This is a genomic window from Streptomyces sp. NPDC046303, from assembly GCF_055588085.1.
The window spans coordinates 23,979-43,690 of record NZ_JBVJFA010000011.1 but is presented as its reverse complement, the minus strand read 5'-3'; the positions used below and the strand labels follow the sequence as shown (position 1 = coordinate 43,690).

The window sequence follows — 19,712 nt, the reverse complement described above, 5'->3', positions numbered from 1 at the left end:
GGGCTGGATTTCGGCTGATGCCGTCCGCCAGGCGCGGGGTCCGGGGCGGAGCCCCAGCAACGGCGGGCGGAGGCCCCGGGGGCCCGGACGGACCGGCTCCGGTACCGGCGGCGCAGCCGAGGTGGCAGGCTTGTCCCCGTGACCGAGATTGACGCAAAGATCGATGCCCTTGTCCCCTCGTGGCTCTACCTCCCCGACATCGCGGAGATGCTCGACATCGAGGTGACCCGGGTCCGCCAGATGGTCAAGGAGGGGCAGCTCATCGCCGTACGCCGGGGAGAGAACCGCTCCCTCCAGGTGCCGGCCCCCTTCATCGACGGCGACAAGGTCGTGAAGGGCCTCGTCGGCCTGCTGACCGTGCTGCGCGACGACGGCTTCTCCGACGCCGAGATCCTGGAGTGGCTCTTCACGGCGGACCCGACCCTGCCCGGCACCCCCGCGCAGGCGCTGAGCGAGAATCGCGGCACGGAGGTCAAGCGCCGCGCCCAGGCGCTCGCCCTCTGACCTGATCCGCATCCGCTCCACCGCGGTGTACGGGCGGCCCCGGCGGCCCGTACACCGCCTCCATCACGGGGGGTACACCCATGCAGCTGTCCGACGCCCGGCTCTACCTGTGCACGGACGCCCGCAAGCGGCAGGGCGACCTCCCCGAGTTCCTGGACGCCGTGCTGGCCGGCGGCGTCGACATCGTCCAGCTCCGCGACAAGGGCATGGAGGCGGGGGAGGAGCTCGAACACCTCCAGGTGTTCGCCGAAGCCGCACGGCGCCACGGCAAGCTCCTCGCCGTGAACGACCGGGCCGACGTCGCCCACGCCATCGGCTCCGACGTGCTCCACCTCGGCCAGGGCGACATCCCCGTGCCCGCCGCCCGCGCCATCCTCGGCGGCCCCGACACCGTGCTCATAGGCCGCTCCTGCCATGCCGAGGCCGAGGTCGACGCGGCCGTGGCCGAGCCCGGCGTCGACTACTTCTGCACCGGCCCCTGCTGGCCCACCCCCACCAAGCCCGGCCGCTACGCCCCCGGCCTCGGGCTCGTCCGGTACGCCGCCTCGCTGAAGCAGGACCGGCCCTGGTTCGCCATCGGCGGCATCGACAGCGGCAATCTGGACGAAGTGCTGGACGCCGGCGCCACCCGCGTCGTCGTCGTCCGCGCGCTCACCGAGGCCACCGACCCCGGTGCGGCCGCCGCGGAACTCGCCAAGCGCGTCCGGGCCCGCCTCGGCTAGCACCCCTCCCCAGTCCGGCGCCCCGCCGCGCCTGTCCAAAAACGTGTCCAAAAGACGGACACCGCTTCGGCCTGCGGCAGGCCGCGTCTAACCTGCCCGTATGGCCTCTGGTACCGCTTCCACCTGGTCGGATCGTGCACACACGGTCCGGGACCTCCTCGCGTCCGGGCGCTCGTACTCCTTCGAGTTCTGGGCTCCCAAGACGGAGAAGGGCGAACGCAACCTCTGGAACGCGCTGCGCCGGATCGAGGCGGTATCCCCGAGCTTCGTCTCCGTGACCTACGGGGCCGGCGGATCCACCCGCGGCGGCACGGTCAGGGCCACCGAGCAGATCGCCTCGGACACCACCCTCACGCCGGTCGCCCACCTCACCGCCGTGGACCACTCCATCGCCGAGCTGCGCCACGTCATCGGCCAGTTCGCCGACGCGGGCATCCGCAACATGCTCGCCCTGCGCGGTGACCCGCCGGGCGACCCGATGGCCGAGTGGGTGGCGCACCCGGACGGCGTGCACTACGCCGCCGACCTGGTCCGGCTCCTCAAGGAGTCCGGCGACTTCTGCGTGGGCGTGGCCGCCTTCCCCGAGATGCATCCGCGTTCGATGGACTGGGATACGGACATCCGGCATTTCGTGGACAAGTGCCGCGCGGGCGCCGACTACGCGATCACCCAGATGTTCTTCGATCCGGAGAATTATCTGCGGCTGCGCGACAGCGTCGAAAAGGCGGGCTGCGAGACCCCGATCATCCCCGAGGTCATGCCTGTTGTGGGGATCAAGCAGCTCGACCGGCTGCCCCAACTCAGCACCGCAGTCTTCCCCGCGGACGTGAAAGAGCGCATGCTCGCCGTCAAGGACGACCCGGCCGCTGTACGCTCCATTGGCATCGAGTTCGCCACGGAGTTCTGCGCGCGGCTGCTGTCCGAGGGTGTCCCAGGGCTGCACTTCATCACGCTGAACAATTCCACGGCGTCTCTCGAGATCTACGAGAACCTGGGCCTGCACCAGCGGGCCTGACCGGCGGGCCCCCGTTCCCTGGGCGGTCGGCCGTACCGAGAGGGGCCATGCATGGGTATGACGGTCCTCTACATCGCGTTCGGCTTCGTCGCGCTGTGGTTGCTTGCCGAGGTCCTGATGCAGTACAAGGCCCGGCTCCGCTGGCGCCTGCTCGCCTTCACCGGGTTCCTCGGCGTGGTCGCCGGGGTCGTGCTGCCGTCGGTGCCGGTCATCGGCGCCGGCGCGGCCGCGTTCGCCCTGGGCCAGACCCTGGTGACGCTGTCCTTCCGCAAGGGCTTCGAGGCCGGCTGGGCGCTGCGGCGCGGCGGGGAACCCGTACGGCAGTCCGGACGCCGCCGCTCCGGCGGTCCGCGGCCCGAACCGGCGCTCCAGGTCACCGGGCTGGAGTACGGGGACCCGGACGGGCCCGTGGACGGCGACGGCGCCCCGGACGGGCGCGAAGAGCACGCCTCCGAGCGGCAGTTCCAGGCCGCGGCCGGCGAGGTCTACAACCCACAGCCGATGCCCGACGACACCGGTTCGTACGGGATACAGAGCTTCGCGCCCGCCCCGCCGTTCACCACGGCCGAGCAGGACGCACACCAGTACGCCGCGTACTACGACCCCGCGGGCCAGGGCGGGGGCGCCGGCTACGACTACTCCGGCGGCTATCAGACGGGCGAGCAGCAGCAGGTCTACGCCGCCTACTCGGACCCGTACATCGGCACCGGCGGGGGCCTCGGCCAGCCGGGGGCCTACGACTACCCGAACGACCCGGCCTACGGCGGGTACTCCGCCTACCCCGCGTACCCCGACTACGGGCAGCAGCAGTACGCGATGGACACCCCGCCCGGCGGGGTGTGGGTCCCGCAGCAGCGCGATGTGGCCCAGCCCTACCCGGCGGACGAGCAGCCCGAGCCGCCGCAGCAGTACCCGTACCCCCAGCAGGGCGAGTACGAGCAGTACCGCTACTGACCGGTCACTGGGAGCCGCGGAACTGCGCGCCCTCCACGATCAGCCCGGCCACCAGGGCCCCGGTCATCCCGGCGTGCGCCAGCCCGCCGCCGGGGTGGGCCCAGCCGCCCGCGAGGTAAAGCCCGGGAACGGCGGTGGTGTTGGCCGGGTAGAGCAGTCGGCCCCCGGCCCCCGCGAGGGCGGGGGCGGGCACCGAGCCGCCCGGGACGCCGGTCGCCGCCTCGATGTCGGCGGGGGTGTGCGCCTCGTGCCACAGCAGCCGCTCCCGCAGCCCCGGTACGGCCTTCCCGGCGAGTTCCAGCAGCCGCTCGGGTGCGGCGGCCTCCGTGCTCCCGGGACCGCACACGGCGGTCACGGTGACCGCCTCGTGGTCCGCGTCGGGCCGGGTGGCGGGGTCGTCGGGCCGCAGGACGGTGACGTACTGCCCGGGGGAGTGCACGAGGGTGCGGTGGGCGGTGCCCGGGGGGCGGGCGCCGCGCAGGGCCAGGAAGAGGCCGAGCCGGCTGGGCAGGTCCGGCCCGCGGGCGGGGACCGCCTCGCGCGGCCGGGGCAGGGAGGCGGCCGGCAGCAGCCGCGGGTCGATCCCGCAGACCACGGAGTCGGCGGGCACCTCGCTGCCGTCGGCCAGCAGCAGACCGGCCGCACGGCCCCCGGCGGTCAGGACCTCCCGGACCTCCGCGCCGAACACGAACTCCACCCCCCGCTCCCGGCAGCGCTCGTGGACGGCGGTGGCCAGGGCCCGCATTCCGCCGCGCACGTACCAGCTGCCGAAGGTCTGCTCCATGTACGGCAGCACGGCGGCGGAACCGGGGGCCCGGTCCGGGTCGATCCCGTAGGCGCCCACCAGGCCCGTCAGCAGCTCCCCGAGGCCGGCGCCGAGCTCCTGCCCGGCCACCTCGGCGAGGGTCGGGGTCCGGCGGCGCCGCGGGAACCCCCAGCGGCGGGTGGACAGGCCGGTGCGGCGCAGGGCCGGGTACGGGTCTTCGGCCAGGGCCCGGGGGTCCGCGGGCAGCGGCTCCTCCAGCAGGGGCCGGCGGGTGGCGTCCCAGGCGTCGCGGGCACGGCCGAGCACGCCGTTCCAGCGCTCGCCCGCACCGGGGCCGAAGGCCTCGTCCAGGGCGGCGGCCACGCCGCCGCGGGAGGCGCCGGGGAGGGTGACGTCGACGCCGTGGTGCGGGAGGACGTGGCGGACGGCAGGGTCCACCTGGGCCATGTCCACGCAGGTCTCCAGCGGCCGCTTGCCGGTCTTGACGAACAGGTCGCGGTAGACGGCGGGCAGGTGCAGCAGGCCGGGCCCGGTGTCGAAGGCGAAGCCCTCGCGCTCGTACCGGCCGACCGCGCCCCCGTACGTCGCCCCGCGCTCGTACACCGTCACCCGGTGCCCTGCCACGGCCAGTCGGGCCGCCGTCGCCATCGCGCCCATCCCGGCGCCGATCACCGCAATTCGTGCCATGCGGCCGAGCCTATCGAGGGAGGTCAGGAGGGTCAGTGGGGTGGGGCCGCCCCGGCGGTGCGGGCACGGGTCTCGGCGGCGAGGCGTTTCTCCTCGCGGCGCTGGGCGCGGCGGCGCAGGAAGCGGCGGATCCGGGTCCAGAGGAAGATCAGCAGGGCCAGTCCGGCGGCCAACAGGACGGCCGCGATGATCGCGGCGGCCTGGGGGTTGAACATCGCGAAGGTGACGAGTCCGGCCACGCCGAGGTCCTCGGCGATGCTGACCACGACGTTGCTGAGCGGCTCGGGCGAGGTGTTGATCGCCATCCGGGTGCCGGCCTTGATGAAGTGGCTGACCAGGGCGGTGGAGCCGCCCACCGCGCCGGCGGCGATGTCGGAGAGCGAACCGCTCTGGCCGGCCAGCAGCGCGCCGACCACGGCACCGGAGACCGGGCGGATCACCGTGTGGACCGAGTCCCAGACCGAGTCCACGTACGGGATCTTGTCGGCGACCACCTCGCAGAGGAACAGCACGCCCGCGACGATCAGCACGTCGGTGCGTTGCAGCGAGGCCGGAACCTCGTCGGTCAGGCCGGTCGCGCCGAAGATGCCGAGCAGGAGGACCACGGCGTATGCGTTGATCCCACTGGCCCAGCCGCTGGTGAAGACCAGGGGGAGCACACTCACGCGATCATCATGCCGTAGAGCAGTGAGGGGACGGAAGCCATCCGGCGACCGTCCCCTCGCTCACGTTGTGCGGGGCTACTGCCCCTGTTCGTCCCGGCGGCGCTGCCACCGTTCCTCGATGCGGGTCATCATCGACCGACGCTGCCGGTTCTGGCCACGGGCCGAACCGCCTGCACTTCCGGAGACGGGCTGCTCGCCGGGCTTGGGTGCCTTGCGCCAACCGGTGACCACGAGGACCGTGCAGCCCAGCATGACGAGGAACCCCACCACACTGACCCAGAGCACGTCCTGCCAGATCACACCGGCCATGAGGAGCGCGATACCCACCACAATGCCCGCGACTGCCTGGTAGACCCGTCGCCGGGTGTACGTGCGCAGCCCGCTTCCCTCAAGCGCTGTCGCGAACTTGGGATCTTCGGCGTACAGCGCTCGCTCCATCTGCTCGAGCATGCGCTGCTCGTGCTCCGAGAGCGGCACGGGAGTCCTCCTCATCCGTCGGTCGCGGGGGGTAGCGACCAGGGGTCCCCTTCAGGATAGGCGGGGAATCGCCCCCGTGATACCCGCCCTCTACGCCACGTTCTCAAATAGACCAGTCGTGGATCAGCTCGAAAACGATCAGTGCCGCCGCGGGGGCGTTCACTGAGGCGCTTATTCCCCAATGGCACGTCCACCATGCCGGTCACTGCCCCGATCATACGGGGCCGATCGCCGGTTCGGAGGGTCTGTGGCCGACTCCGTCCGAGGAAGATCGCAGATCAGGCCTGCTTCTCGCCCAGGACGTGCAACTGCGTGGCGACCGCGTGGAAGGCGGGCAGCTCCGCGGCGGCCTCTTCCAGGCGCAGCAGCGCCTCCACGGCGCCCGGCTCGGTGTCCACGAGGACCCCCGGGACGAGGTCGGCGAAGATCCGCACGCCGTGCACCGCGCCGACCGCCAGGCCGGCTCCGCCGACCAGCTCGGCGAGCGTCTCGGCGGTGAAGCGGCGGGGCACCGGGTCGCCGGAGCCCCAGCGGCCGGCCGGGTCGGTGAGGGCGGTACGGGCCTCCGTGAAGTGTCCGGCCAGGGCGCGGGCGAGCACGGCTCCGCCGAGCCCGGCGGCCAGCAGGCTGAGCGTGCCGCCGGGGCGCAGGGCCGCGACCGCGTTGGCCACGCCCTCGGCCGGGTCGTCCACGTACTCCAGCACGCCGTGGCACAGCACCACGTCGTAGGCGTCCCGCTCCACCACGTCCAAGAGTCCCTGGGCGTCGCCCTGGACCCCGCGGACGAGATCGGCGACACCGGCCTCGGCCACCCGGCGCTCCAGCCCGAACAGCGCGTTCGGACTGGGGTCGACCACGGTGACCCGGTGGCCCAGGCGGGCCACCGGCACGGCGAACTTCCCGGTTCCGCCACCCGTGTCGAGCACGTCCAGGACATCCCGGCCGGTCGCCTTCACCCGGCGGTCGAGCGCCTCCTTGAGGACCTCCCACACCACGGCGGTGCGGAGGGAGGCGCGGGGGCGGGAAGTGTCCGACACGGCTGATGGCTCCTCGGCGCGGTAGGCAAGGGTGGGCGGCCAGTGCCCCACCCGGCCCCACCCTATTGCCTTCCGCGCCGAGTCAGCTCATCCCGCCTCGGGACGTTCCGGACGGGGCTGCGGCAGGGTCGGCTGCGGTGGCCGGATCGCGAGCATCCGCTCGACCAGGCGCAGGAACATCGAGACCGCGCGTACCAGATCGTCCGCGTCCCGGCTGCTGGCCGCATCCGGTATCCCCGCCTCGGCCCGGGCCCGGCGGGCCGCGCCGGAGGCGAAGAGCGCGCTCCACTCGGCCAGCTCCGGCGCTATCTCCGGCAGCACCTCCCACGCGCTGCGGATCCGGGGCCGCCGCCGCGGGTGCACCGGTTCGGGCCGCCCGCGGGAGGCGAGCACCGCCGCGGCGGTGCGCAGGGCGGCCAGGTGGGCGGTGGCGTACCGCTCATTGGGGTGGGGGAGCAGGGCGGCCTCGGCCAGGCCGTTGCGGGCCTTGGCGAGCAGGTCGAGGGCGGCCGGCGGAGCCGCCGACCTCCGCAGGACGGGGTGGACAGGGGACGGGGACGGTGTGGCCATGACGAACCTCCTGTCGATGCGTTCCCACCATCGTGAACGGCCCCACTGACAATCGCCCTGACCTGCAGTTTTGTTCGGTCTGGGGAGGTAACTTCCCCCCGCTGCCCACCTGGTGCGAAGGAAGCTGGTAGTTTTTGAACTGACCGGTCAGTTCAAAAAGAAGGGGGACGGTGTGGACAGCCCGCACGGCGCGGCCGTCAAAGCCGAGGACTTCGGACTCAAGGGCCCGCGCGGCTGGACCTTCCGGGGCATCGGCATCGACGCGGAGCCCGGCTCGCTCATCGCGATCGAAGGCCCCTCCGGCAGCGGCCGCACCTGCCTGCTCCTGGCCCTCACCGGACGGATGAAGCCCACCGAGGGACACGCCGAGATCGGCGGCCACCGGCTGCCGAAGAGGATGGCCGCGGTCCGCCGGATCGCCGCCCTCGGACCGGTCTGCGGCGTCAACGAGCTCGACCAGTCCCTCACCGTCGCCGAGCAACTGCGCGAGGGTGCCCTGCTCCAGCGCCGCTACGAGGGCCCCGTCCGTGCCCTGCTGCGGCCCCGCGGCGAGCTCCGCGCGAGCACCGCCGCGCGGATCGACGCCGCCCTGGACGCCGCGGGTCTGGACCTCGCCACGCTGCCCAAGGGGCCGCGCACCTCCGTACGGGATCTGGAACGCCTGGAGTCCGTACGGCTGTCCGTGGCCATCGCCCTGCTCGGCTCGCCGCGGCTGCTGGCCCTGGACGACCTCGACCTGAAGCTCTCGGACGCCGAGCGGACCGAGGCCTGGGCCCTGCTCCGCCGGGTCGCCGCCGCGGGGACCACCGTCCTCGCGGTGTGCAGCGAGGCCCCCGAGGACGCGCTCGTCCTGCGGACCGGCCCGCCGGACCCGGCCGGCGGGACGGAGCCGGACGACACCGGCACCGCGCCCGGCGACACCGGCACCGCGCCCGGCGACACCGGCACCGCGCCCGGCGACACCGGCACCGAGAAAGACGAAACCGACACCGACACCGGCACCGACGCCGACACAGGCACCGACGCCGAGAACGACGACACGAAGGGGGCGGACGATGCGCTCGCCGAAGCTGGCCGCGCTTGAGCTGAAGCGGTTCGGGCGGGGGAAGCTGCCCCGGGCCGCGCTCGTCGCACTGCTCCTGCTGCCGCTGCTCTACGGAGCCCTGTACCTCTGGTCCTTCTGGGACCCGTACAGCCGCCTCGACAAGGTGCCGGTCGCCCTCGTCAACTCCGACCGGGGCGCCACCGTCGACGGCGAGCGCATCGACGCCGGCGACGAGATCGCCAAGAAGCTCCACGACAGCAAGACCTTCGACTGGCGCGAGGTCAGTGCGCAGGAGGCCGCCAAGGGCCTGGAGAACGGTACGTACTACCTGTCCCTCACCATGCCCGCCGACTTCAGCGAGAAGATCGCCTCCAGCTCGGGCCAGGACCCCGCCACCGGCGCCCTCCAGGTCCGCACCAACGACGCCAACAACTACATCGTCGGCTCGATCTCCCGCACCGTCTTCTCCGAGGTCCGCTCGGCGGCGTCCACCAACGCCTCCCGCGGCTTCCTCGACAAGATCTTCGTCAACTTCTCCGACCTGCACGACAAGACCACCGAGGCCGCCGACGGCGCCGACAAGCTCAAGGACGGCGCGGGCAAGGCCCAGGAGGGCGCGAAGGAACTCGCCGACGGCCTCGACACGGCCGAGGAGAAGACCGGCGAGCTCAACAGCGGCCTGAAGAAGCTGAACTCGGCCGCCGCCAAGCTGGAGACGGGATCGAAGGACGTCGCGGACGGCACCCAGTCCCTCGCCGACAAGGTCAACGGGGCCGCCGACAAGGCCCGCCCCTTCGTCAAGGACCCCAAGAACCTGGCGGACACCGCCGAGCTGGTCGCCGACAGCGCCAAGGTGGTCAACAACCACCTCGACACCTTCGCCGCGAAGGCCCCGGCCGCCGCCTCCGCCGCCAAGAAGGCCTCCGCCGGAGCCGACGCGTACTACACCAAGCACTGCGTCACCCCCGGCCTCGAGCCGCACCTGGCCTCCTGCCCCGACCTGAAGAAGATCAAGGACGACGCGGCCGAGGCCGCCGAACTCACCGGGGACCTCAGCACCCTGGTCAAGAACACGAACGGCGACGTCTCCAAGCTCCGCACCCAGCTGACCGACCTGGAGAAGAAGGCCCGCGAGCTCGTCGACAAGGCCCCCCAGCTCGCAGGCGACCTCGAAGCGGCCGTCGCCAAGGTCAACGCCTTGAACACCGGCGCCCACAAGGTCGCCACCGGCATGGCCCAACTGCACACCGGAATCGGCTCCGCCACCAACGGCTCCGGCGCCATCAAGGAGGGCGTCGGCAAACTCGGCGACGGCGCGCACACCCTCGACAGCGGCATGTACAAGCTGGTCGACGGCAACCGCGACCTCGCCGACGGACTGCACGAGGGCGCCGACAAGATCCCCGACTACGACCAGCAGCAGCGCGACGCCCGCACCGAGGTCATGTCCGACCCGGTCCGGCTCGCCAACCAGTCCCTGCACAAGGCGCCCAACTACGGCACCGGCTTCGCCCCGTACTTCATCCCGCTCTCCCTCTGGGTCGGCGCGATGGTCGCCTACATGCTGATCGCCCCGCTCAACCGGCGGGCCCTGGCCGCCGGCGCCTCGCCCTGGCGGATCGCGCTCGCCGGCTGGCTGCCCGTGGCGGTCCTCGGCGCCGCGCAGGTCGCCCTGCTCATGTCCGTGCTCCACTGGGGCCTCGGCCTGGAGATGGCCCGCCCGGCCCTCACCGTCGGCTTCCTGATGCTGGTCACCGGCTGCTTCGCGGCGATCGTCCAGTGGCTCAACGCCAAGTTCGGCGCCGCCGGGCGGATCCTGGTGCTCGCCGTCCTGATGCTCCAGCTGACCTCGGCGGGCGGCACCTACCCCGTACAGACCAGCCCGGGCTTCTTCAACGCCATCCACCCGTACCTGCCGATGTCGTACGTCGTCGAGAGCCTGCGCCGCCTCATCACGGGCGGCGACCTCGCCCCCGTGTGGCAGGGCGGCGCCGTCCTGGCCGCCTTCACCGTGGGGGCCCTCGCCCTCACCGCGCTCGCCGCCCGCGGCAAGCAGGTGTGGACCATGGACCGGCTGCACCCGGAACTGAGCCTCTAGGAGCCGGTGACCTGTGAGAATCAGCGCCATGGAAAGCAGCAGCACCTCCGCCGCCGTCGGCAGCCGGCGGCAGGCCACCCGCCAGAAGCTCTACGAAGCGGCCGTGACCCTGATCGCCGAGCAGGGCTTCTCCGCGACCACGGTCGAGGAGATCGCCGAGCGCGCGGGCGTGGCGAAGGGCACCGTCTACTACAACTTCGCCAGCAAGAACGACCTCTTCGAGGAGCTGCTGCGCCACGGGGTGGGACTGCTGACGGTCTCGCTGCGGACGGCCGCGGAGGAGACGGAGGCGCGCGGCGGCAGCCGCGTCGAGGCGCTCGACGCGATGATCCGGGCCGGCCTCGTCTTCATCGACCGATACCCGGCCTTCACGCAGCTGTACGTCGCCGAGCTGTGGCGGACCAACCGGACGTGGCAGTCCACGCTGATGGTGGTCCGGCAGGAGGCGGTGGCCGTGGTGGAGACGGTGCTGCGGGAGGGCGTCGAGCGCGGGGAGCTGAGCGCCGAGATCGACGTGCCGCTGACCGCGGCGGCGCTGGTCGGGATGGTGCTCGTGGCCGCCCTGGACTGGCAGTCCTTCCAGAGCGAGCGGTCCCTCGACGACGTGCACTCGGCACTGTCGCTGCTGCTGCGGGGCCGGGTCAGCGGGCACTGACCCCCCAGTCGGCGGTGCCGCCGGGGCGGCGGAGCCCGTACAACTGGTGGGGTCTGCCGGGGCGGCTGAGTACGCGTACCTAGGCACGGAAATGAGTACCTGCGCGGATGGGCCCCCACCTGCGCGGACGCCAGACTGGGGGCCAACGGACAGGAGGCCCGGTCCGCACCGCCGACACGGGGTGGCGGAGCGGACCGGGTACCTCCTCCGTGACGCGGTACGCGAACGCGGCGGGGCTCGGGGGGATCGAGCCTCGCCGCGTTCGCGCATCCGCCGCCAGGCTCCGCCCCGCGCCTCAAAGATCGGGGCTCCGCCCCGGACCCCGCGCCTCAAACGCCGGCGGGGCTGAAATTGCGCTGCGCGCAATCCAGCCCGCCGGGCCGCACCTTGAGCCAGCTCAGCCAAATCCAGCCCCGCCGGCGTTTGAGGCGCGGGGGTTCGGGGGCGGAGCCCCCACCGGGGCCGGGGCGGAGCCCCGGGAGCGGGGGCCGGGGTCGCAAGCCCCGGTTTCGGGAAGGGGCGGGGTGGGGTGAGCCCCGCAGGGTTTCCTTAGCCGCGGCTCCGCGAAGGGAGGCGGAGCCGGATCGCCGCCAGGCGGGTGGATGCCGCCGCGGCCAGGGCCGACCAGCGGCGGGACAAGGCCCAGCCGACGCGCGCCGCCGAACGCGGCAGCAGCAGCGCCCGCAGGCGCCCCAGGCGCCCGAGGCCCGCCAGCAGCCCCGCCCGGGCCAGCAGGACATCGTCCGCCAGCCCCGCGTACGAGGATCCCGCGCCGGGCGGCGCGTACAGGGCCCGCTCCAGCGCCCCCGCCACCCGGTACACCGCACCCGCGGCCTCCGCGTCCAGCCGTCCCAGCTCCACCAGCCGCGCCGCCGCCCGGCGCGGCGACAGCGCCTCGTCCGGCCGGACGCCCGCGTCCCACGCGGCGTCGCCCAGCTCCCGCCACGCCGCCGTCACCTCTCCGGCGCCCAGCCGCCGGGCCCGCACCCGGCTGCGCCACAGCATCGGCAGCAGCGGCAGACCCAGCACCGCCAGCACCACCCCGGCCCAGCCGAGCAGCGCCGGCAGGGACGGCCCGCCACCGCCGGACGCGTTCTGCTTCGGCGCGGCCGCACCGCACTCGCCGAGCTTCTTCAGCTCCGGCGGGCACTCGTCCGCCTTCGACGGCGCGGCCGACGGCTGCGCCGCCCCCGGCGAGGGCAGCGCCGCGGGCGCGGACGGCTGGGCCGCCGGAGCCTGCGGCCGGGAGTAGTCCGGCACGTTGATGCCCGCCCGGGGAGTCGGCTCGAACCGCGTCCAGCCCACGCCCTCGAAGTACAGCTCCGGCCAGGCGTGCGCGTCGCGCATCGACACGTTGACGCTGCCGTCGGGCTGCTTCTCGCCCGGGGTGAAGCCCACGGCCACCCGCGCCGGGATGCCCAGCGAACGGGACATCGCCGCCATCGAGAACGCGAAGTGGACGCAGAAGCCCTCCTTGTCGGCGAGGAAACGGGCGACCGCCTGCGGCCCCGTGCCCGAGGCCGTCTTCGTGTTGTAGCGGAACCCGCCGTTCACGGCGAAGAAGTCCTGGAGCTTCACGGCCCGCGTGTAGTCGTCCTTCGCCCCCTGGGTCACCTGCCGGGCCGTGTCCGAGACCACCTGCGGCAGGTTCTCCGGCACCTTCGTGTACTCGGCGCGGACCGCCGGATCCGGCAGCGGCGCCGACCGCAGCTGCTGCGCCGTCGGCTTCAGCAGCAGGCTCCGTACGGAGTACTGCGCGCCCTGCACGTTCTGGAACCTGTCCTTGGCCAGCTGGTCCCCGACCAGGGTCCGCCCGGCCGGCTCGAACCGCCACCTCCCCTTGATGTCGATGGAGGTCGCCGGGTACGGCATGGGCAGGTAGCGCTGGGTGTAGTTGTCCGCCGCCGACACGTTCGTCTGCACCTCGGCCGCGCCCTGGCGGACGGTCCCGCTGAGCCCCGGCGGACTCGGCAGCTGCGGCGGGACGTCGGTCAGGGCCCGCCCGGAGGCCTCCCACTTGATCCCGTTGAACTCGTCCAGCGCCAGGATCCGCAGGTACTGCTCACCCTGCTGCGGACTGTCCGTCCGGTACTTGAGCACCACCCGGTTGTCCTGTGCGTTCAGGTTGCTCTGCAGGGAGACCAGCGGGTTCACCGCCGAGATCGTCCCGCCCACGCCCCCCTCGGAGGCCTCGCCGTCGCCCGGCCCGCCCAGCAGGCCGCCGCCGAGCGCGGGCAGCGCCGCCGGCACCGCCAGCGCCAGGCCCAGGGCCATCGCGCCGATCCGCCGGCCGGTCCGCACCGGGGCCGTGAGCCGGCCCTCCTTGCCGCCGCCCAGGCCCGAGGCGGACGAGACCCGCTCGCGCGGGGCCGCGCCGAAGACCCGGCCCCACTGCGCCAGCCGGTCCCGGCTCTCGGCCAGCAGCAGCATCAGGTAGCCGCAGCCCGCCAGCAGGAAGGAGAACCAGGAGGCCTCCCCGCCGCCCGACAGGCCGGCGGCCACCGAGTACAGCGCCAGCAGCGGCAGCCCCGCCGCGGCGGCCGTCCGCAGGGTCACAGCCAGGGCGTCCACCAGCAGCCCGATCAGCAGCACCCCGGACACCAGCAGCAGCCGGATGCCGTCCGTCAGCGGGGCCGGGATCGCGAACTCGCCCACGTCCTGCACGCCCCGCTGGAACAGCGCGCCGAAGTCCGTCACCAGGTAGGCCAGCGGCCCGTTCCCGGTCGACTCGCCCTTCCCCGCGAAGAGGACCGCGAGGATCAGCAGCGACACCAGCAGCTGCGCGGCCACGGTCAGCGACCGCGCCAGCGGCACCCGCCGGGCGCCGGCCCCCACCGCGCTCTGCACGCCCAGCAGCAGCGCCGCCTGGAGCAGCCAGCCGGCCGATTCGACCAGCGGGACCATCGACCACGCGGTGAACAGCGTCGCCAGCGCCGCGAACAGCGTCACTCTCGCGCGCCCGCTCATACCCGGCCTCCAGGGGTTCCCGTACCGAAAGCGGTGGCACCGGCATGGCGCCACAGCTCGCCGAAGGCGACCCCGGGCGGGGCGGCGAGCGCCGTCCAGCCCGCGTCGCGCAGGCTCCGCAGCCGCTGCTCCACCGGCGGCAGGGCGCGGTCCCGCGCGGGCTGCCCGGCCCAGGTCGCGGAGTCCAGTACGAAGGCCACCGCACCCCCGGTGCGCTGGCGCATCCTGGCCGCCAGCTCGGTCTGTACGTCGTCCAGGTCGCCGAAGAAGGCGATGAGGAGCCCGTCACCGCCGGCTTCGCCGAAACCGCCGCCGCCACCGCCGCGCACCGCGTCGTAGGCCCGGGAGAGCCCGGCGCCGTCCGAGTGCCCGACGACCGCGAGGGTGTCCATCATCAGCCCGGCGGCCTCCGCGGACTCGTGCCCGCCGGAGGAGAAGCCGCCACCGCCCAGACCGGGCACGCAGTCCCCGGTGTCGGTGAGCAGCCGGACCGCGTAGCCCTGCTCCAGCAGGTGGACCAGGCTCGAGGCGGCCGCGGAGACGGCCCACTCGAAGGCGGAGTCGGGACCGGCGCCCTCGAAGGCCACCTGCCGGGTGTCGAGCAGGACGGTGGCCCGGCTGCGCTGCGGCTGCTCCTCGCGGCGGACCATCAGCTCGCCGTAGCGGGCGGTGGAGCGCCAGTGCACCCGGCGCAGGTCGTCGCCGCGCCGGTAGCCGCGCGGGATCACGTCGTCGTCGCCGGCCAGCGCCAGCGAGCGGCGGGAGCCGTCGCCGTAGCCGGAGGACTCGCCGGAGAGGCGCACCGGCGGCAGGGGCTCGGTGCGCGGGATGACGGTGAGGGTGTCGAAGGTGCTGAACGAGCGGGTCAGCTCGACCAGCCCGAAGGGGTCGGTCAGCCGCAGCTGGAGCGGGCCCAGCGGGTAGCGGCCGCGCAGGTCGGAGCGGACCCGGTAGGACACCTCGCGGCGGCCGCCGGGCTCGACCCGGTCCAGGACGAAGCGCGGGCGCGGGCCCAGGACGTACGGCACCCGGTCCTGGAGCATCAGCAGGCCGGTGGGCAGCCGGGACGGGTTGTCCATGCGCAGCTGCACCCGGGCCTCGGCGCCCGCCGGGACCCGTCCGGGGGTCAGCCGGCGGCTGCCGGAGACCCGGTAGCGGGTGCGGTGCAGGGCGTAGACGCACAGCAGCGGCAGCAGGGCGAGCAGCAGTCCGACCCGCAGCAGCGCGCCCTGGCCCAGTACGTACGCGCACGCGGCCGCGGCGATCCCGGCCGCCAGGAAGGAGCGGCCGCGGGTGGTCAGGCCGGAGAGCGACGCGCGCAGTCCGCCGCCCTGGCCGCGATCGTCCTGCCCGCCGGCGCCGCCCGGGGCACCGGCGCTCATCAGAAGCCCCGGATGCCCGCGCCGGGCGGCATTTCGCCGCGGGCGTGTGCGGCCGGGACGGGGGTGCGCTGGAGGATCTCCCCGACGACCTGCTCGGCGGTGCGCCGGTTCAGCTGGGCCTGGGCGGTGGGCAGCAGCCGGTGCGCGAGGACGGGGCCGGCCAGCGCCTGGACGTCGTCGGGCAGGACGTAGTCCCGGCCGGCCAGCGCGGCGGAGGCCTTCACGGCGCGCAGCAGGTGCAGGGTGGCCCGGGGCGAGGCGCCCAGGCGCAGGTCGGGGTGGGTGCGGGTGGCGGAGACCAGGTCGACGACGTAGCGCCGGACGGGCTCGGCCACGTAGACCTCGCGGACCGCCTCGATGAGCTTGACGATCTCGTGGGCGTGCGCGACGGCCGTCAGGTCGTCGAGCGGGGAGAGCCCGCCGTGCACGTCGAGCATCTGGAGCTCGGCCTCGGGGCTGGGGTAGCCCACGGAGACCCGCGCCATGAAGCGGTCGCGCTGGGCCTCGGGCAGCGGGTAGGTGCCCTCCATCTCCACCGGGTTCTGGGTGGCGACGACCATGAAGGGGCTCGGCAGCGTGTACGTCGTCCCGTCGATGGTGACCTGGCGCTCCTCCATCGACTCGAGCAGCGCGGACTGCGTCTTCGGCGAGGCGCGGTTGATCTCGTCGCCGATGACGATCTGCGCGAAGATCGCGCCCGGCTTGAACTCGAACTCGCGGCGCTGCTGGTCATAGATGCTGACGCCGGTGATGTCGGAGGGCAGCAGGTCCGGCGTGAACTGGATGCGCTGCACCGAGCAGTCGATGGACTTCGCGAGGGTCTTGGCGAGCATGGTCTTGCCGACGCCCGGGACGTCCTCGATCAGCAGGTGCCCCTCGGCGAGCAGCACGGTCAGCGCGAGGCGCACGACCTCGGGCTTGCCCTCGATCACGCTCTCGACGGAGTGGCGCACCCGCTCCGCCGTGCTCGTCAGATCCGCGAGGCTCGCTCGGTCGTCATACGTCGTCACCTGGTACTCCTCGGCCCATTTCCAGGGCCGACGCCCTTGGCGCATGACCGGCCCACCCCAAACACGGACACCGGACCCGGGGGGTCCCGGGGGGCGTCTCCCCGCATTGTTGACGGCGTTACGGCCTTGTGTCACTCAAGAGCTGGGATCGATCTCCCGCAGGAGGCCCGTGTGCACATCGAAGACGAAGCCTCGCACATCGTCCTTGTGGGGCAGGAACGGGTTGGTGCGGACCCGCTGCATGGACTGGCGGACGTCCTGGTCCACGTCCCGGAAGGCCTCGACGGCCCAGGCGGGGCGCTGGCCGACCTCGTCCTCCAGCTCGTGCCGGAAGTCCTCGGTCAGGCTTTCGAGACCGCATCCGGTGTGGTGGATGAGTATGACCGTGCGGGTGCCGAGGGCCCGCTGGCTGATGGTGAGGGAGCGGATGGTGTCGTCGGTGACCACGCCGCCCGCGTTGCGGATGGTGTGGCAGTCGCCGAGCTCCAGGCCGAGGGCGGCGTGCAGGTCGAGGCGGGCGTCCATACAGGCCACGACGGCCACGTGGAGGACGGGCCGGGCGTCCATGCCGGGATCGGCGAATTTCGCGGCGTACCGCCGGTTCGCCTCGACCAGTCGATCGGTGACGGAGCCGGCGCCGGCCGCCAGGGGCGCGGAGTCGGCGGGCAGGGGTACGGAAGTCGTCATGGATACGACGGTAGTGGTCACAGGCCGTACGGGCATCGAGTGAGGGTGGACAAAGAAGGTCAACAAGCCTTGTTGTGAGCTAACCCACAGGGGTGAGGAGGAGGCGGCCGTCCGGGTGATTCGCGGCATTTGCGGGTTCACTGGCAGCCGCCCGCACGCCGCGCGGGGCGGTTCGTTGACCGCGGCGACCGTTGCACTAAAGTGACGCGAACCGGCCGGAGCCCGGCCCTGACCGGCCGCCCGGCCCCTTGGTAACACTCCGCGTGCGCGGCGCGGCGTATGCCGGCCGCGCCGTTATCTGAGAGGGCGCTTTGACTAGCGAGTCCCGACATGTCCCGGTGATGCTCCAGCGGTGCCTGGACCTGTTGGCCCCGGCGCTGGAGAGGCCGGGGGCCGTCGTCGTCGACTGCACCCTCGGCCTCGGAGGCCACAGCGAGGCCCTGCTGACCCGGTTCCCCGAGGTGCACCTGATCGGCCTCGACCGCGACAAGGAGGCCCTGCGGCTCTCCGGCGAGCGGCTCGCACCCTTCGGCGACCGGGCCACCCTCGTCCACGCGATCTACGCCGACCTCGCCGAGGTCCTCGACGGCCTGGGCATCCCGGCGGTCCAGGGCATCCTCTTCGACCTGGGCGTCTCCTCGATGCAGCTGGACGAGGCCGACCGCGGGTTCGCGTACGCGCAGGACGCGCCGCTGGACATGCGGATGGACCAGACCACGGGCATCAGCGCCGCCGAGGTGCTCAACACCTACCCGCCGGGCGAGCTCGTACGGATCCTGCGCCAGTACGGCGAGGAGAAGCAGGCCAAGCGGATCGTCTCCGCGATCGTCAGGGAGCGGGAGAAGGAGCCCTTCACCAACAGCGCCCGGCTGGTCGAACTGATCCGCGACGCCCTGCCGCAGGCCGCCAAGCGGACCGGCGGCAACCCCGCCAAACGGACCTTCCAGGCGCTGCGCATCGAGGTCAACGGGGAGCTGTCGGGGCTGGAGAAGGCCATTCCGGCGGCGGTGGACCGGATTGCGGTCGGCGGCCGGATCGCCGTGCTCTCGTACCACTCGCTGGAGGACCGGCTCGTGAAGCAGGTCTTCGCGGCGGGCGCGGCCTCGACGGCACCGCCGGGGCTGCCGGTCGTCCCGGAGAAGTACCAGCCGAAGCTGAAGCTGCTGACGCGCGGCGCGGAGCTGCCGACCGAGGAGGAGATCGCCGAGAACCGGCGGGCCGCCCCGGCGAGGTTCCGCGGAGTCGAACGCATCCGGGAGGCGCGGCTGTGACCAAGGCCGGGAAGGCCGTCACCCGCCTCGGCCGGGCGATCGGCGGGCGGCCCCTCCGCCCCCGCCCCCGGCCGCGGCCGCGCCCCGGTGGTCAGGCGGCCCGGATGCCGTTCGTCCTGCTCGTGGTGGCGCTGCTCGCCGGCGGGCTGATCAGCCTGCTGCTGCTGAACTCGGCGCTGAACGAGGGCTCCTTCCAGCTGAGCAGGCTGAAGAAGGAGACCACCGCGCTCACGGACGAGGAGCAGGCGCTGCAGCGGGACGTGGACGGGTACTCGGCGCCGGACGCGCTGCAGCGGCGGGCGCAGGAGCTCGGGATGGTTCCGGGCGGCAGCCCGGTGTTCATCGGCCCGGACGGCAAGGTCGCCGGCGCACCGGCCGCCGCCGAACCGCCGCCCGCGCCGTCGCCTCCGCCGTCCGCGGCCCCGGCGTCCTCGCCGTCCCCGGCCTCCCCGGTCCCTCCGGCCTCCCCGGCCTCCCCGGCCGCCACGCCGGCCCCGGGGGGCGCCTCCCAGTCCCAGCTCCCGCAGCAGCCCACCCCCAACCCAGGCAGGTGACGTCGTGACGCCGATGGCAGGCGGTTCCGCGGTGCCGTTGCGCAGCCCTGCGGGGCCTTTCCCCCGTTCCCCGGGCTCCGCCCGAACCCGCGCCTCAATCGCCGGCGAGGCCCAAGCCCCGGGGCTCCGCCCCGTACCCCGCGCCTCAATCGCCGGCGAGGCTGAAGGACCGGGGCTCGGCCCTGTGCCCCGCGCCTCAATCGCCGGCGAGGCTCAAGAGCCGGGGCTCCGGCCCGTGCTTGGCGCCTCAATCGCCGGCGGGGCTCAAGGACCGGGGCTCCGCCCGGTGCCTGGCGCCTCAATCGCCGGCGGGGTTGGAGGGCCGGGGCTCGGCCCTGTGCCTGGCGCCTCAATCGCCGGCGGGGCTGAAGGGCCGGGGCTCGGCCCTGTGCCCCGCGCCTCAATCGCCGGCGAGGCTCAAGAGCCGGGGCTCCGGCCCGTGCTTGGCGCCTCAATCGCCGGCGGGGCTCAAGGACCGGGGCTCCGGCCCGTGCCTGGCGCCTCAATCGCCGGCGGGGCTGAAGGGCCGGGGCTCGGCCCTGTGCCCCGCGCCTCAAACGCCGGCGAGACTGAAGGACCGGGGCTCCGGCCCGTGCCTGGCGCTTCAATCGCCGGCGAGGCTGAAGGGTCGGAGCTCCGGCCCGTG

Annotated in this window: 18 protein-coding genes; 9 read left to right on the top strand and 9 right to left on the bottom strand. The window is 73.5% G+C overall.

What is annotated here, in order from left to right:
• Positions 1–138: 138 nt before the first annotated feature.
• From ACZ6I1_RS14015 to ACZ6I1_RS14000, 4 genes are all read left to right on the top strand, one after another.
• On the top strand, positions 139–504 hold the full coding sequence (locus ACZ6I1_RS14015) for an Rv2175c family DNA-binding protein (protein ID WP_443298403.1): 366 nt from the start codon (positions 139–141) through the stop codon (positions 502–504).
• Between the two features lie 80 nt (positions 505–584).
• Entirely contained in the window at positions 585–1,226 is a 642-nt protein-coding gene (thiE, locus tag ACZ6I1_RS14010) for a thiamine phosphate synthase (protein WP_469286805.1), read from the top strand.
• A 100-nt stretch (positions 1,227–1,326) separates the two neighbouring features.
• A complete protein-coding gene (gene metF / locus ACZ6I1_RS14005) occupies positions 1,327–2,241 on the top strand; it encodes a methylenetetrahydrofolate reductase [NAD(P)H] (protein ID WP_469286803.1) in 915 nt (304 codons plus the stop codon).
• A 51-nt stretch (positions 2,242–2,292) separates the two neighbouring features.
• Complete coding sequence (locus ACZ6I1_RS14000) at positions 2,293–3,195, top strand: hypothetical protein (protein WP_469286801.1); 903 nt, start codon at positions 2,293–2,295, stop codon at positions 3,193–3,195.
• Between the two features lie 4 nt (positions 3,196–3,199).
• On the opposite strand, the gene ACZ6I1_RS13995 is transcribed toward ACZ6I1_RS14000, so the two are convergent.
• The 5 genes from ACZ6I1_RS13995 to ACZ6I1_RS13975 all read right to left on the bottom strand — a co-directional run bounded on the left by ACZ6I1_RS13995 (position 3,200) and on the right by ACZ6I1_RS13975 (position 7,397).
• Positions 3,200–4,648: a phytoene desaturase family protein gene (locus tag ACZ6I1_RS13995; protein WP_469286799.1), complete on the bottom strand. Its 1,449-nt coding sequence runs from the start codon at positions 4,646–4,648 to the stop codon at positions 3,200–3,202.
• 32 nt (positions 4,649–4,680) lie between these two features.
• Entirely contained in the window at positions 4,681–5,313 is a 633-nt protein-coding gene (locus tag ACZ6I1_RS13990) for a DUF4126 domain-containing protein (RefSeq protein WP_469286797.1), read from the bottom strand.
• Positions 5,314–5,388: 75 nt separating this feature from the next.
• Positions 5,389–5,790: a DUF3040 domain-containing protein gene (locus tag ACZ6I1_RS13985; protein ID WP_069919935.1), complete on the bottom strand. Its 402-nt coding sequence runs from the start codon at positions 5,788–5,790 to the stop codon at positions 5,389–5,391.
• A gap of 278 nt (positions 5,791–6,068) precedes the next feature.
• A complete protein-coding gene (locus ACZ6I1_RS13980; RefSeq protein ID WP_446593601.1) occupies positions 6,069–6,827 on the bottom strand; it encodes a class I SAM-dependent methyltransferase in 759 nt (252 codons plus the stop codon).
• An 87-nt stretch (positions 6,828–6,914) separates the two neighbouring features.
• The gene (locus tag ACZ6I1_RS13975; protein WP_469286795.1) at positions 6,915–7,397 is read right to left on the bottom strand and encodes an SAV_6107 family HEPN domain-containing protein; all 483 of its coding nucleotides are present in this window, start codon (positions 7,395–7,397) and stop codon (positions 6,915–6,917) included.
• Positions 7,398–7,569: 172 nt separating this feature from the next.
• Here ACZ6I1_RS13975 and ACZ6I1_RS13970 point away from each other — a divergent pair, with 172 nt between their 5' ends.
• The 3 genes from ACZ6I1_RS13970 to ACZ6I1_RS13960 are packed head-to-tail and all read left to right on the top strand — an operon-like array spanning position 7,570 to position 11,195.
• The gene (locus ACZ6I1_RS13970; protein ID WP_469286793.1) at positions 7,570–8,481 is read left to right on the top strand and encodes an ATP-binding cassette domain-containing protein; all 912 of its coding nucleotides are present in this window, start codon (positions 7,570–7,572) and stop codon (positions 8,479–8,481) included.
• Positions 8,453–10,540 (top strand): YhgE/Pip family protein, encoded by a 2,088-nt coding sequence (locus ACZ6I1_RS13965; RefSeq protein WP_469286791.1) that lies wholly within the window; start codon positions 8,453–8,455, stop codon positions 10,538–10,540. Before ACZ6I1_RS13970 ends, ACZ6I1_RS13965 begins: the two co-directional genes overlap by 29 nt.
• Positions 10,541–10,568: 28 nt before the next feature.
• Positions 10,569–11,195 carry a TetR/AcrR family transcriptional regulator gene (locus tag ACZ6I1_RS13960; RefSeq protein ID WP_469286789.1) on the top strand — a complete coding sequence of 209 codons (627 nt, stop codon included), beginning with the start codon at positions 10,569–10,571 and terminating at the stop codon, positions 11,193–11,195.
• A gap of 549 nt (positions 11,196–11,744) precedes the next feature.
• Here the strand turns inward: ACZ6I1_RS13960 and ACZ6I1_RS13955 are convergent.
• The 4 genes from ACZ6I1_RS13955 to ACZ6I1_RS13940 form a co-directional block, all read right to left on the bottom strand.
• Complete coding sequence (locus tag ACZ6I1_RS13955; RefSeq protein WP_469286787.1) at positions 11,745–14,162, bottom strand: transglutaminase TgpA family protein; 2,418 nt, start codon at positions 14,160–14,162, stop codon at positions 11,745–11,747.
• Positions 14,159–15,544 (bottom strand): DUF58 domain-containing protein, encoded by a 1,386-nt coding sequence (locus ACZ6I1_RS13950; RefSeq protein ID WP_469286785.1) that lies wholly within the window; start codon positions 15,542–15,544, stop codon positions 14,159–14,161. The genes ACZ6I1_RS13955 and ACZ6I1_RS13950 overlap by 4 nt, the downstream gene beginning before the upstream one ends.
• Positions 15,544–16,554, bottom strand: coding sequence for an AAA family ATPase (locus ACZ6I1_RS13945; RefSeq protein WP_469286783.1), 1,011 nt, complete (start codon positions 16,552–16,554; stop codon positions 15,544–15,546). Before ACZ6I1_RS13945 ends, ACZ6I1_RS13950 begins: the two co-directional genes overlap by 1 nt.
• Before the next feature lie 135 nt (positions 16,555–16,689).
• Positions 16,690–17,241: a beta-class carbonic anhydrase gene (locus ACZ6I1_RS13940; protein WP_469286782.1), complete on the bottom strand. Its 552-nt coding sequence runs from the start codon at positions 17,239–17,241 to the stop codon at positions 16,690–16,692.
• 311 nt (positions 17,242–17,552) lie between these two features.
• Between ACZ6I1_RS13940 and rsmH the strand changes: the two genes are divergently transcribed.
• Both rsmH and ftsL read left to right on the top strand, forming a co-directional pair.
• Positions 17,553–18,512: a 16S rRNA (cytosine(1402)-N(4))-methyltransferase RsmH gene (rsmH, locus tag ACZ6I1_RS13935; RefSeq protein ID WP_469286780.1), complete on the top strand. Its 960-nt coding sequence runs from the start codon at positions 17,553–17,555 to the stop codon at positions 18,510–18,512.
• Positions 18,509–19,066: a cell division protein FtsL gene (gene ftsL / locus ACZ6I1_RS13930; protein ID WP_469286778.1), complete on the top strand. Its 558-nt coding sequence runs from the start codon at positions 18,509–18,511 to the stop codon at positions 19,064–19,066. The genes rsmH and ftsL overlap by 4 nt, the downstream gene beginning before the upstream one ends.
• Positions 19,067–19,712: the final 646 nt, after the last annotated feature.

Bases quoted from the DNA above. Each gene is read 5' to 3' on its own strand.
- ACZ6I1_RS13995 (WP_469286799.1), bottom strand. From the start codon at position 4,648: ATGGCACGAATTGCGGTGATCGGCGCCGGGATGGGCGCGATGGCGACG.
- ACZ6I1_RS13965 (WP_469286791.1), top strand. From the start codon at position 8,453: ATGCGCTCGCCGAAGCTGGCCGCGCTTGAGCTGAAGCGGTTCGGGCGG.
- ACZ6I1_RS13960 (WP_469286789.1), top strand. From the start codon at position 10,569: ATGGAAAGCAGCAGCACCTCCGCCGCCGTCGGCAGCCGGCGGCAGGCC.
- ACZ6I1_RS13975 (WP_469286795.1), bottom strand. From the start codon at position 7,397: ATGGCCACACCGTCCCCGTCCCCTGTCCACCCCGTCCTGCGGAGGTCG.
- ACZ6I1_RS13955 (WP_469286787.1), bottom strand. From the start codon at position 14,162: ATGAGCGGGCGCGCGAGAGTGACGCTGTTCGCGGCGCTGGCGACGCTG.
- metF (WP_469286803.1), top strand. From the start codon at position 1,327: ATGGCCTCTGGTACCGCTTCCACCTGGTCGGATCGTGCACACACGGTC.
- ACZ6I1_RS13940 (WP_469286782.1), bottom strand. From the start codon at position 17,241: ATGACGACTTCCGTACCCCTGCCCGCCGACTCCGCGCCCCTGGCGGCC.
- ACZ6I1_RS14000 (WP_469286801.1), top strand. From the start codon at position 2,293: ATGGGTATGACGGTCCTCTACATCGCGTTCGGCTTCGTCGCGCTGTGG.
- ACZ6I1_RS13950 (WP_469286785.1), bottom strand. From the start codon at position 15,544: ATGAGCGCCGGTGCCCCGGGCGGCGCCGGCGGGCAGGACGATCGCGGC.
- thiE (WP_469286805.1), top strand. From the start codon at position 585: ATGCAGCTGTCCGACGCCCGGCTCTACCTGTGCACGGACGCCCGCAAG.